This window comes from Burkholderia sp. 22PA0099 (assembly GCF_047497165.1).
Lineage (GTDB): Bacteria > Pseudomonadota > Gammaproteobacteria > Burkholderiales > Burkholderiaceae > Burkholderia.
In genome coordinates, this window is record NZ_CP163164.1 from 1,591,820 (window position 1) to 1,603,826 (window position 12,007).

At 70.3% G+C, this 12,007-nt stretch carries 13 protein-coding genes; 6 read left to right on the forward strand and 7 right to left on the reverse strand.

Features of this window, described 5'->3' with window-relative positions; translation table 11 throughout:
- Positions 1-6: 6 nt before the first annotated feature.
- The 4 genes from AB4851_RS06975 to AB4851_RS06990 form a co-directional block, all read right to left on the reverse strand.
- On the reverse strand, positions 7-501 hold the full coding sequence (locus AB4851_RS06975) for a periplasmic heavy metal sensor (protein ID WP_414449006.1): 495 nt from the start codon (positions 499-501) through the stop codon (positions 7-9).
- A complete protein-coding gene (locus AB4851_RS06980) occupies positions 498-917 on the reverse strand; it encodes a hypothetical protein (protein ID WP_414449007.1) in 420 nt (139 codons plus the stop codon). Before AB4851_RS06980 ends, AB4851_RS06975 begins: the two co-directional genes overlap by 4 nt.
- Positions 917-1,474 carry an RNA polymerase sigma factor gene (locus AB4851_RS06985; protein ID WP_414449008.1) on the reverse strand — a complete coding sequence of 186 codons (558 nt, stop codon included), beginning with the start codon at positions 1,472-1,474 and terminating at the stop codon, positions 917-919. Before AB4851_RS06985 ends, AB4851_RS06980 begins: the two co-directional genes overlap by 1 nt.
- A 462-nt stretch (positions 1,475-1,936) precedes the next feature.
- Positions 1,937-2,245, reverse strand: coding sequence for a hypothetical protein (locus tag AB4851_RS06990; protein WP_414440253.1), 309 nt, complete (start codon positions 2,243-2,245; stop codon positions 1,937-1,939).
- Positions 2,246-2,625: 380 nt separating this feature from the next.
- Here AB4851_RS06990 and AB4851_RS06995 point away from each other — a divergent pair, with 380 nt between their 5' ends.
- From AB4851_RS06995 to AB4851_RS07005, 3 genes are all read left to right on the forward strand, one after another.
- On the forward strand, positions 2,626-3,762 hold the full coding sequence (locus tag AB4851_RS06995) for a hypothetical protein (protein WP_414449009.1): 1,137 nt from the start codon (positions 2,626-2,628) through the stop codon (positions 3,760-3,762).
- A gap of 142 nt (positions 3,763-3,904) precedes the next feature.
- Positions 3,905-4,369 carry a GNAT family N-acetyltransferase gene (locus AB4851_RS07000; protein ID WP_414449010.1) on the forward strand — a complete coding sequence of 155 codons (465 nt, stop codon included), beginning with the start codon at positions 3,905-3,907 and terminating at the stop codon, positions 4,367-4,369.
- Entirely contained in the window at positions 4,366-4,998 is a 633-nt protein-coding gene (locus tag AB4851_RS07005; RefSeq protein WP_414449011.1) for an FMN-dependent NADH-azoreductase, read from the forward strand. The genes AB4851_RS07000 and AB4851_RS07005 overlap by 4 nt, the downstream gene beginning before the upstream one ends.
- A gap of 91 nt (positions 4,999-5,089) precedes the next feature.
- On the opposite strand, the gene AB4851_RS07010 is transcribed toward AB4851_RS07005, so the two are convergent.
- Complete coding sequence (locus tag AB4851_RS07010) at positions 5,090-6,610, reverse strand: PLP-dependent aminotransferase family protein (RefSeq protein ID WP_414449012.1); 1,521 nt, start codon at positions 6,608-6,610, stop codon at positions 5,090-5,092.
- A 269-nt stretch (positions 6,611-6,879) separates the two neighbouring features.
- Between AB4851_RS07010 and AB4851_RS07015 the strand changes: the two genes are divergently transcribed.
- Positions 6,880-8,091: an NAD(P)/FAD-dependent oxidoreductase gene (locus AB4851_RS07015; RefSeq protein WP_414449013.1), complete on the forward strand. Its 1,212-nt coding sequence runs from the start codon at positions 6,880-6,882 to the stop codon at positions 8,089-8,091.
- Between the two features lie 156 nt (positions 8,092-8,247).
- On the opposite strand, the gene AB4851_RS07020 is transcribed toward AB4851_RS07015, so the two are convergent.
- Complete coding sequence (locus AB4851_RS07020; RefSeq protein ID WP_414449014.1) at positions 8,248-8,787, reverse strand: RrF2 family transcriptional regulator; 540 nt, start codon at positions 8,785-8,787, stop codon at positions 8,248-8,250.
- Positions 8,788-9,270: 483 nt separating this feature from the next.
- Here AB4851_RS07020 and AB4851_RS07025 point away from each other — a divergent pair, with 483 nt between their 5' ends.
- The gene (locus tag AB4851_RS07025) at positions 9,271-10,416 is read left to right on the forward strand and encodes a GGDEF domain-containing protein (RefSeq protein ID WP_414449015.1); all 1,146 of its coding nucleotides are present in this window, start codon (positions 9,271-9,273) and stop codon (positions 10,414-10,416) included.
- 376 nt (positions 10,417-10,792) lie between these two features.
- Here AB4851_RS07025 and AB4851_RS07030 read toward each other — a convergent pair whose 3' ends face one another.
- Positions 10,793-10,999 (reverse strand): hypothetical protein, encoded by a 207-nt coding sequence (locus AB4851_RS07030; RefSeq protein WP_414440244.1) that lies wholly within the window; start codon positions 10,997-10,999, stop codon positions 10,793-10,795.
- 216 nt (positions 11,000-11,215) lie between these two features.
- On the opposite strand from AB4851_RS07030, the gene AB4851_RS07035 reads away from it, so the two are divergent.
- Positions 11,216-11,992, forward strand: coding sequence for an SDR family oxidoreductase (locus AB4851_RS07035; RefSeq protein ID WP_414449016.1), 777 nt, complete (start codon positions 11,216-11,218; stop codon positions 11,990-11,992).
- Positions 11,993-12,007 lie beyond the last annotated feature (15 nt).

The window sequence follows — 12,007 nt, forward strand, 5'->3', positions numbered from 1 at the left end:
CCCGCGTCATTCGGGCGACGGCTTGCCGTTGCGCGCGGCCGGCATGCGCCATTGGCCGCTGCGTCGGAGGCCGTCGACGAAGCGTTGCCGTTCGTCGGGCGACAGCGATTGCGCGAAATCCACCACGTTGCTTTCGACCTGCGCGCGCAGGTACGAATCGGCCTGGCGTGTGCGGGCCAGCGCTTCGTCCACGGCCGGGCGATCGACTTGCGGGGCGGCCAGCAGATCGAGCACGTCGCGCCGGCCCTCGCGCGCCTCGCGCACGAAGATGCGGCTTTCGTGGCGCGCCGAGGCGAGCGCCTCGCGGAATTGCTCGGCGCGCTCGGGCGGCAGCCCGTCGGCCGCGAAGCGCAGCGCGATCTTCGCGCCCGGCTTGACGGCCGCGATGCCGCCCGGGTGGCGCGCGAACCATTGATAGGCGCCGCCGGCGATCGCGCCGAGCAGGAACACGTTCAGCACGATCGAGACGATGAGCACCACGGTGCCGGTGCGGCCGTTCATTCGCCGCTCCAGTCGTCGGGCGAGCCGCCGAAGGTGGTGGTCAGGTAGCTGCTTTCGTGGCTGGCCGACTGCATGCTGGTGAGCAGCGCGGCCGACATCGTGAGCGCGCCGGCCAGCGCGCCGGCCGCGCCGATGCCGACCACCGCCGCGCCCGACCACCACAGCCGGCCGCGTGTCCAGGGCCGCCGTGCGGCGGGCGCGGTGCCGACGATGCGTTCGATCAGCGCCGAGCTGGCCGGTGCGATGGTGTCGCCGACCAGCCAGCCGTCGAGCTCGGCGGCTTCGGCGAGCAGCGCGCCCGCCTGCTCGCGATGTGTGCCGGCCCAGGCGCGCGCGGCGTCGCGTTCGGCGTCGGGCCAGCGGCGCGAATCCGCGCCGTAGGCTTCGACGATGATGCGGAATCGTTCGGGTGTCATCAGATTTCCTCGCTGCGGCCGTCGTTGGCCAGTTGCGCGCGCAGATTGCGCCGGGCGCGCGAGAGCAGGCTCTCCAGCGCGTCCACCGTGATGCCCATCAGGCCGGCCGCTTCGATATTCGACAGTTCCTGATAGTACTGGAGCACGAGCGCTTCACGTTGCCGGGCGGGCAGCGCCTCGAGCGCCGCGCGCACGCGGGCGTCGCGTTCGAGCGTTTCGAGCCGTGCGTCGGCGCGCGGCTGCGGGTCCGGTTCGTCGGGCATCTCGTCGTGCGGTTCCTCGCGCCGGCTGCGCAGCCGGTCGTAGCAGAGATTGAGCGCCACGCGGTGCAGCCAGGTATCGAAGCGCGCCTCGCCGTCCTTCCAGCGCGGCGCCTGTTTCCAGATGCGGATGAACGCTTCCTGCGCGACATCCTCGGCTTCCATGCGGTCGCCGAGCAGCCGCGTCGCGAGCGCGAGCAGGCGCGGCAGCTTGCGCGCGACCAGCGCGCGCACGGCGCCCGGGTCGCGCTGGCCGACACGCGCGACGAGTTCGGCGTCGGGATCGCGTTCGCTCACGTTCGCGGCTCCCGATCCGGCAGGGCGGATGGCATCCGGCGCGGCGTGCGCGGGCACGGGCGCGGCGGCGGTAGGGCGCGCGGCGAGGCGCGCCGGGATGGCTTCAAGGCAATCGGCTCCCTGCAAGTCGACGGGTGACGCAAGCTCGGCCGGCGCTGCGCTCGCGCGGCCCCGTGCCAACCGTAAGGATGGCTGACGATGGCGGCGCGGCAGCGCGGCGGGCGCGAGCATGGCGGCAGTCGGTCCGCTCATGGCGAACGGGCGGCGGAACGCGGGCGCGCGTTGCGGCGCGGCGCGTTCCGCGCGCGATCAATATACGACGACCGCGGCCGGGCGCACATGAACCGGCCGAACGGGCACCACCACGCAGGCGGACAGGGTGGCCGCGACGAGCGCGAGAATGGCGATCAGTTTCATTGGGGATTCCTTGGCATGTCGGGACGGACGGCGATGTGGCGCGGATCAGGCCCAGTGGCCCGGCACCCAATGCCAGTTCGGGCCATGCGCGACCCAATGGCCCGGCACCCAGTGGTAGCCGACACGCACCGGCTGCCAGTGGCCCGGCGCCCACACGTAGGCGCCGTGTTCCCAGCGCCAGCGGCCGTGATCCCAGACATAGCCGGTGCGCGGCCCCGGCACCACTTCGTAGCGCGGCGCGGGCGGCGCGATCGGCGCGATGATCACGGCCTGGGCGAAGGCGCTGGTGGCGAGCGTAAAGCAGAGCGCGGCGGCAAGCCGGGCCGGATGGAACAGTCGTTTTATTTGGTTCATGGTTTTCTCCCTGGATCGACATCGACATCAAAACGACGCGCGGCAGCGGCGTCGTATTGACTTGAACGGAGCGGGGCGGGAAATCCGTCGCTGCGGTTGGGGCGGGGGGATGAGGAAATGCGGTGGAGCAGGGGCGGGGGCGGGCCGCTCGATGGCAAACGACACGTGCGGAGTGGGCGCATCGAAGTCGGTTAAACCCTTGATGGACAAGTGATTTGCGCATGGGGCGCGATGCCGGGTTCGGCCCGTTTCGGACAGGCAGCGCCCCGTTTTGGGCCGAAATATCTGGTAACATCCGCGCGCTGTGCGAACCGCTTTTTGCGGCGCTTTTGCCGTATTTTTGCCTGCTGCATCGACCCGATCCCCGACCCGTTCCGCCGATGAATCCTGCCAGCCCGTCCCGTTCGTTCCCTTCCGGCGCTGCCGAATCCGCCGCCTCGATGCGCGGCGCGATGCCGGCCCTGCTGCTCGGCGCATCGCTGTTGCTCGGCGCATGCGGCAAGCACGACGCGAACGGCGCAAGCGGCGCCACCGCGCCCGCGCCGGGCAGCGCGGCATCGGCGGTGTCGCCCGCATCGTCGGCGGCGGCACTGGCAGCATCGATCGCCTCGGCGGCCGACGCCGCGCAGGCCTCGTCGCCCGACGCGGCCTCCGGCAGCGGCGCGTTCTCGCAAGGCCTGAAGCGCGCCGATCTGATGCATGTGGTGTTCCCGGCGTGGCGCGATACCAACGACGCGAACGCGCGCGTGGTGGAAGTCGAGCTGCCGGTGCGCGACGATTCCGGCCGCCTGCCCCATGCCGCCGCACCGAAGACCGAAACCACCCGCGTCGAGATCGCGCCGCGCCAGGTGATCCGCCTCGACGACACGCACGCGGTGATGCTGACCGAAGGCGTGGGCGTGGCCGACACCGGCGTGCGCGACGACAGCTACGCCTCGGGCGCGTGGCTCGGCGCGTACTTCTTCCGCCGCGACGCGACCGGCTGGTTGCTCGACAAGCGCGTGGACGGCGTGGATTACCTCGGCGTGGCCGGCACCTACGGCGACACCAGCGTCGCACGCATCGGCGCCGACGAGTTCGGCGTGGTCCTGACTGGCGGTGGATGCTGGCAGGGCTTTTGCGGGACGTGGGCGTCGGTGTACGGCGTCGCGCCGGGCCGCATCGCGACTTACGCGAGCACGGTGCCGGTGGACGGCAACAACCTCGGCGCGAGCGGCGATTGCGAAACGGCGCTGCAGCAACCCGGCGCGGCGAAGGGCGCGGCCGCGAGCGACACCGACGTGGCGGTCGGCACCGACGCGAGCAACCCGCCCGCCTGCTTCGACATCAGCGGCAAGCTCGCGCTGGTGACCGGCGGCAATGGCGGCAGCGAGATGCAGATCCGCTTCGACGGCGTGGAATCGACCGACACCGACGACGGCACGCGCTCGCGCCAGATTCACCAGACGGCCGTGTACCAGTTGCGCGGCGGCAAGTATGTGCTGTCGTCGGGGCATAACCCGGTGCCGCCGTTTTGAGGGCGTAGCCTTCGCGCGGGCTCGGCCCAGGCGGTCGATCGCGCGCTCCCCGATGTCCCGGTCGTTTTGATCGTTTTCTGGCTCTATGGGCCATGACGTGGCGGCGCTATCGTGTGGTTCGTCACTGAACGATGGAGCGTGCATGAACCCCGCTGTCGAATTCCGCCATCTCGATACGCCGGCCGAGCAGGCCGGCGCGTTCGCGCTGATGCGCGTGCTGCGTCCGCATCTGGACGACGCCAAGGCCTTCGTCGCGCAACTCGCGCGGCAGCAATCCGAAAGCTACCGGCTGCTGGCCGCCAGCCGTGGCGGCCAACTGCTCGGCCTGGCCGGCTATCGCTACCAGACCAACCTGATCTACGGCCGCTTCCTGTATGTCGACGACCTGGTCGTCGATCCGCAAGCGCAGGGGCACGGCATCGGCGCGCAACTGCTCGACGCGGTGCGCGCGATCGCCCGCGACGGCGGCTGCGCGCGCTTCGTGCTCGACACGGGCCTGCACATGGCGCACGCGCAGCGCTTCTATTTCCGCAACGGCTTGCTGGCGCGCGGCATGCATTTCGTCGAGCCGCTCGCGGCGCACGCCACGCAGGAGGACGCACGATGAAGCTGCTGTTTCTGAACGCCAGCCCGCATGGCGCGGCCAGCCACGGCTACCGGCTTGCGCACGAGGCGATCGCGGCGCTGCGCGAACGCGAGACGGCGGTCGGCCGACCGTTCGGCCTGATCGAACGCGATCTGGCCGGCGCGCCGCTGCCGCCCGTCGATGCCGGTTATGCCGTGGCGATCACCTCGCGCGAGCCGGACCCGGCGCAGTTCGCGCTGTCGGAGCAACTGATCGGCGAGATCGAGGCCACCGATTGCCTCGTCATCAACACGCCGATGCACAACTTCACGGTGCCGGCCGCGTTGAAGCTCTGGATCGATTACGTGTTGCGCATCCATCGCACGTTCCGCTCGACGCCCGACGGCAAGATCGGCCTGATGCGCGACCGGCCGAGCTTCGTGATCGTCGGCTCGGGCGGCGTGCACAGCGGGCCGAACGCGCGGCAGGCCGATTTCCTGACGCCGTACCTGGGCTACGCGCTCGGCTCGATCGGGATTCGCGACGTGCACTTCTTCCCGCTGCAAGGGCTGGTGATGGGCGAGGCGGCGGTGCAGGCCGAACTCGCGCGCGAGCGTGCGGCGCTCGCGCGGTACGCGCCGTTCGCCGAGCCGGTGGTGGTGGCGCGCTGAGGCGCGGCTCGGTTCATCGTTCGGGGAACTGAGCGATTTGGGTCGGCCGGGCGCACCGAGCGCACCGGGCGAACCGGGCGAACCGAGCAGACTAAGCGCATTGAGCCTCAAGCGCCTGCAGCAGCGTGCGCGCATACGCGTGCGCCTGCTCGCGGCTCGCGACGTTCGCGAAGCCGATCACGAAGCCGCGCGGCGTGTGTTTCGCGCGGCCGTTCGCGTACCACGCCGACAGCGCGCTCGGCCCCAGCCCCGCTTCGCGCGCGGCTGCCGCGAACGCCACGTCGTCAGCCGACGCATGGCCGGCGAACGTCGCCGCCAATTGCATGCCGCCCGGCGGCAATTCGAAATCGAGCCGCGCGCCGAAGGCTTCGCGCAACGCGTCGGCCATCCACACGCGCCGCTCGGCGTAGAGCGCGCGCATCCGCTTCAGGTGTCGCGCGAAATGGCCCTGCGCGATGAAGTCGGCCACGCCCGCCTGCAACAGCGCGGGCGGCCCCGCGTTCATGCCCTGGTAGATCTGCCGCATCCGCGCGGCGGCGCGCTCGGGCGCGACCACATAGGCGAGCCGCAGCCCCGGCACCATGACCTTGCTGAACGTGCCGCAATAGATCACGCGGTCGTGGCGATCGAGGCGCTTGAGCGCGGGCAGCGGGCGGCCGACGTAGCGGAATTCGCTGTCGTAGTCGTCCTCGACGATCCAGCTTCCGGCCTGCGAGGCCCAATCGAGCAGCGCCATGCGGCGCGGCAGCGCGAGCGTCACGCCGAGCGGGCTTTGATGCGACGGCGTGACCACCGCGAAGCGTGCATCGGGCGCGAGCGCCACGCTGCGTTCGACGTCGATGCCCTGCGCATCCACCGGCACCGGCACGAGCCGCATGCCGGCGTCGCCGAGAAAGCGCCGCGCCAGCAGGTAGCCCGGGTCCTCGTACCACATGCGGTCGCCGGGCGAGGCCAGCGCGCGCAGCACGAGCTCGAGCGTGGCGCGATAGCCGCTCGTCACGAACACCTGATCGGGCGTGCATTCGACGCCGCGCGACACGCCGAGGTAGGTCGCGATCTTCTCGCGCAGCACGGGCAAGCCGAGCGGCGACGGGTAGCCGAGCGCAGCGGGATCGGCGCGCCGCAGCCGGTAGGCGACGAGCCGGTTCCAGACCTTGCGCGGGAACGCGTCGAGCGCGGGCAGGCCCGGCTGCAGCGGCAAGGCTTCGCCGCCGTGGGTGCCGGCCGGGTCGTACTGGGGGGCGATGACGGGACGCGCCTTGTCCGCCGCGCGCGATGTGCCCGGTATGTCTGCCGCACCTGGCGTGCTCGCCGCACCCGCTGCGCCGCGCGCCGCTTGGCGCAGCGCGGCCGCCGGCAGCGACGGCGACACATAGGTGCCGGCCGCGCCGCGCACCTGGAAATAGCCTTCGTCGACGAGGATCCGATACGCCATCTCGATCGTGCCGCGCGCGGTGTTCAGCTCGGTGGCGAGCCCGCGCACGGCCGGCACGCGATCGCCGGGGCGCAGATGGCCCGCGCCGATCGCCTGCCGGAAGCGCTCGCAGATCTGCAAATAAACGGGCAGTTGCAGGCGGCGGTCGATGTCGAGTTTGAGGTCGCGTTGGCTCATCGGGATGCCCGGTGGACGAGCCGGCCGGCTCGATGGACAGCGATTGTCGCACGGCGGCGACATTTCCTGCGACTGCGCAACTACGATTTATCAAGTCGGAATAGTGTGTTTCGATGAGGGTGTGGAAGCCGCAACAATCTTTTGTTGATTGCTTCTTCGATCGCCGCTTGCTCTCATGAACTGCGATCAATAGAATCCGAGTTATTCGAAACCGAGGCGCGGTCGCGGTTGGCGCGATTCCGCCCCATCTCGTCCAACAGGAGAACATCATGTCGAAACGCATTCTGGTGATCGGCGCCGGCTTCGCCGGCATGTGGAGCGCGCTGGCGGCGGCCCGCCTGCTCGATCTGCGCGCCCGCACCGATATCGAGATCACGCTGGTCGCGCCGGCCGCCGAGCTGCATGTGCGCCCGCGCCTCTACGAGCGCAATCCGCGTGCGATGCGCGCGCCGTTGCAGCCGTTGTTCGACGCGGTGGGCGTGCGCTTCGTGGCGGGGCGTGTCGAGGCGATCGACGTCGCGCGGCGCGAAGTCGGCGTGAGCGGCGTCGAAGCCAGTGCGGAACACCTGCGCCTCGGCTACGACCGGCTCGTGCTGGCGGCCGGCAGCCGGCTGTTCCGTCCGGAGATTCCGGGCCTCGTGTCGCACGCGTTCAACGTCGATCAGGTCGAGGACGCCGCCGCGCTCGAAGCGCACCTGCACGCGCTGGCCGGGCGGCCTGCGGCCAAGTCGCGCAACACCGTGGTGGTGGCGGGCGCGGGCTTCACCGGCATCGAAACGGCCGCCGAACTGCCGGCGCGCCTGCGCGCGATCCTCGGCGACGCGGCGGACGTCGACGTGATCCTGGTGGACCGCGAAGCCGAACTCGGGCCGGACCTCGGCCCCGGCCCGCGCCCGGTCATCACGCGCGCGCTGACGGAACTGGGCGTGCGCTGGAAGCTCGGCTCGGGCGTGGCGTTCGTCGATGCGCAGGGCGTGACGTTGGCCAACGGCGAGCGGATCGACGCGCAAACCGTCGTCTGGACGGCCGGTGCGCGCGCCAGCGCACTGACCGCGCAAGTGCCGGGCGAGCACGACCGTTTCGGCCGCCTGCATGTCGATCGCGATTTGAAGGTGACGGGCGTGGAGGCGGTGTACGCAACGGGCGACTGCGCCTACGCGGCCACCGACGAGGTCGGCAACCACGCGGCCATGTCGTGCCAGCACGCAATGAACCTCGGCCGCTCGGCCGGCCACAACGCGGCCGCCGATCTGCTCGGCGAGGCGCCGCTGCCGTACAGCCAGCCGAAGTACGTGACGTGTCTCGATCTCGGCCCGTGGGGCGCGGTGTATACGGAGGGCTGGGATCGCGTCGTGAAGATGGAGGGCGCGCAGGCCAAGGCGCTGAAGACGCAGATCAATTCGGAATGGATCTACCCGCCGGCGGCGAACCGCGCCGAGGCGCTGGCCGCGGCCGATCCGCAGCGGATTGTGGTGGCGTGAAAGGGCGGGCCTGAGCGAAGGCGAACCACCGGCCAAAGCACGGCCCGCGCAGCAACCCGACATCCAGTAAAAAGGGCGACACATCATGTGCCGCCCTTTGTTCTTCGTTGTATCGACCCGAATCGCGCCGCGCGGCCACCGCCCCGGCGCCCCCGCTCAGGCCGGCGAACCGCCGCTCCGCTCGCGCCGCCGCGAGTTCGCGCGATCCTCGAACCACTTGACGACCTGCGGCCCGAAGCTGCGCGGCGCCTTCGACGACACCCGCCCGGCGATTTCGGCCAGCGATTGCGAGGCCAGCGATTCGCGCATCTTCTTTTCCGCCTGCTGCATGACCGAGTGGATCGCGCACACGCCGCTCGTCGCCCACGCCGGCTTGGCGCCCTCGAACACGGCGCAGCGGTCGCGAATCTCGCGGCATTCGAACAGCGCTTTATCGCCGTCGATCGCGCTGACCACGTCGAGCACGGAAATCTGCTCGGCCGGCCGCGCCAGCGCGAAGCCGCCTTTCGCGCCTTCGGTGGCGATCACCAGCCCGGCCTTGTGCAGCTTGGTGAACAGCTTGGCGAGAAAATCCACCGGCACGCCCTGCAATTCCGCGAGATCGCGCACGCTGGCCTCGCGCATGCCCGGCGCCGGTTCGATCAGATAAAGCAGGCAATGCAGCCCGTATTCGACCCCTGTACTGATATGTGCCATGTCCACTCCGACTTTCTGAATCGGAGTTAGGGTAGCGTGGTTCGCGGTGCCGTGCAATCGGCCGCCGCGCCGCTGTTCACGACCCGGGTGAAATGTCCTTGTAATCCTCGGCGGGCGGGCCGCTTTCGGTACGTCCATGTCCGCCGGCGAAAGATTGTTAAAGTTCTTGGCATGGCGTCCACCGGCCCGCAAGCCCCCCTACAATCACGTCGCGTCGTCTGCGATCGTGCCGACGATGCCGGGTTTCGCTCCGACCAGGCGGGATGCGCACACCGTTGCACGCGCATCGAATCCGATTGCCGTGACCGCGCGTATCGACCGCGCCGGCCGGCCGAAGCCATTCACAAGACAACAGACCGAGAGAATCACATGGGTGTCCGGGGCGCGTCAGAGCCATTGCATGTCGTTTGCCGAAAGCGGGTTCGCCGAGCGCGAGCCGCCGGCCGGCCTCAGCCCCGTCGCGCCTGATCCGCCGCTACCCGAATGTCAGATCCTGTCCCGCCTTTCCTCGTTTTCGCCGCCTCGATCGGTATCGTCGCGCTAGTGCTGCACGCCTCGTTGTGGCGCGCCCGGCTGCCCGGCGTGCGTGAATGGGCCGCCTGCGCCGCGCTGATCAGCGTTTCGGTGCTGCTGCCGTTGCCGCATCGGCAGGTGGCCGCGCCGTTCGCATTGGTGCTGGCCGGGCTGGCCGGCGCCGCGTCGCTTGCCTGCTTTTACGCCGGCTGCCAGCGGCTGGCAGGCGTGCAGCCGAATCGGCCGGCGCTGGCCGGCGCGGTGGTCGCGCTTGGGCTGGTGCTGGGCGGCGTGGCGGTGGCCGGAGGCGGGCAGCCCGCGATGGCGCTTGCGAACAGCGTGTTTGCCGTGGTGTTCGGCGCGTCGATCGCGTGGCGTCTGCTGCGTCCCGCGCCGACGGCGGACATCGTGCGCCCGCGTCGCGTCACGGCCGGGCTGGCGTTGCTGATGGGCTTGTGCGCGGTGTTCGACGGAGCGGCGTGCACCGCGCACGTCAGGGTGCCGATGTTGTTTTGTATCGCCGAGGTGGCGGCCGCGATGCTGCCGCTCGCGGCGCTGATGCTGGTGCACGACACGCTGCTGCGCCGCGCCAGCGACAGCACCGACGGCGACGCGCTGACCGGCCTGCCGTCGCGCAAGCAGTTCGAGGCGGCGGTGCGCGACTGCCTGGCGGACCCGCGCACGGTGCACCCGGTCGCGTTGCTGGTGCTCGAACTCGACCGCTTCGATCGCATCAACGACACCGTCGGCAGCGCCGGCGGCGATGCGGTGCTGCGCGATTTCGCGCAACTGGCCGGGGCGCAACTGCGTGCCGATACGCTGGTCGGCCGGATCGGCAGTGAAACGTTCGGCGTGCTGTTGCCCGGCACCGCGGCGCGCGCGGCCTGGCAGGCCGGCGAGCGGCTGCGCGCGGCCGCCGCGTCACGCACCGTCGTGACGCCGGGCGGCGATTGCGTCTACACCGTCAGCGGCGGCATTGCCGCGGCCGAGGATGGCGATACCTTCGAGCGCCTTTACGTGCGCGCCGATCTCGCGCTGTACGAGGCCCGGCAAACGGGCCGCGACGTGATCCGCGTGGCGCATTCGGCGCTGGCCGGCAGCGCGCCGGGCGCGTGAAATGAGCGGTGGCGTGTACGAGCGGGGCAGGCGTGTGCGCGGCGCGGATCTTCAGCGCGCCGGGGCAGCGTATCCGCGGGATGCCGTAATTGCCGCGAAGCTGTTGGGGACCGCAGGCGCGGGACACATTGCCAGGCGAGCGAGGCCGGGCAGGCGATCCATCGGGACGGCAGGCCGAAGCGGTTGAGCGGATCAAGCGGGTGAGCGAGTAACGAAGCGGGAAGGCGGGGAAGGCTGAAGCGGGCAAGCCGGAAGGCGGTGGATTGGGACCGAAGCCGGTCGAGCGCTCAGGCGCGACGAACTTCCGCCGCGCCGTGAAACGGCCACCGCATGCCGCCGGGCTGGCGCCCGTGACGTGCGGTCGCCGTGCCGTGGCTCAGTGGGCCGCGAGCCACTCGTCGATCGAATCCTTGGCGCGCTGCTCGATCATGCTGATGACCATCAGCACGTCGATTTTCAGGCGCGAGATCGTCAGTTCGACGTTCGGCAGTTCGACGTCGCGATGCGCGTCGTCGATGCCGTGGATCTTCGCGATGCATTGCCACTGCGTGCCGGTATCGTCCGGCAAGGTATCCGTGGTCACGCGAAATCCACGATGCTCGAAAGACATAGCTCCTCCTGGTTCCCTACGGTATGCAAGCGTATCGAAAGCCCGTGGCGACGTGCTCGCCCTGCAGCGCGATGCCTCGGGTTGCGCCATGCTAGCACCTTCGCCGTGCATGCGGCGCGCCGGGCGGCTCCCCCCGGGCGCGGCCATGCCGGCACCCCGTTCCCTTCGCCACGACCAGGAGACTCGCAGATGGAATCCACCGCCAATCACGCGGCCACGCCGCGCATCGCACTCGTGACCGGCGCCGGCAGCGGCATCGGGCGCGCCACGGCCAACCGCCTGCTGGACGACGGCTTCACGGTGGTGGCGGCCGGCCGCCGGCCCGAGCCGCTGGCCGAATTCGTCGAGGCGGCGAAGGCGCGTGGCTGCGAGGCGCTGGCCGTCAGCGTGGACGTGCGCGACGCGGGCAGCGTCGATGCGCTCTACGCCGAGATCGAGCGCACCTACGGCCGGCTCGATCTGCTGTTCAACAACGCCGGCATCAACGCGCCGGCCGTGCCGATCGACGAACTGAGCGTGGAGCGCTGGCGCGACGTGATCGACACCAACCTGACGGGCGTGTTCCTGTGCGCGCGCGGCGCGTTCGCGCTGATGCGCCGCCAGTCGCCGCGCGGCGGGCGCATCATCAACAACGGCTCGATCTCGGCGCACACGCCTCGGCCGTTCACCTCGCCGTACACGGCCAGCAAGCACGCGGTGCTCGGCCTGACCCGCAGCATCGCGCTCGACGGCCGCGCGTTCGACATCGTCTGCAGCCAGATCGATATCGGCAATGCGTTGACGGAATTGTCGGAGCGCATGCAGCGCGGGGTTTTGCAGGCGAACGGCACGATGGCGACCGAGCCGATGTTCGACGTGGCGCATGTGGCCGATGCGGTGGGCTATATGGCGAACCTGCCGTTGTCGGCCAATGTGCTGAACATGACGGTGATGGCGAGCAATATGCCGTTTGTGGGGCGCGGCTGAGTGTGGCTGACACAA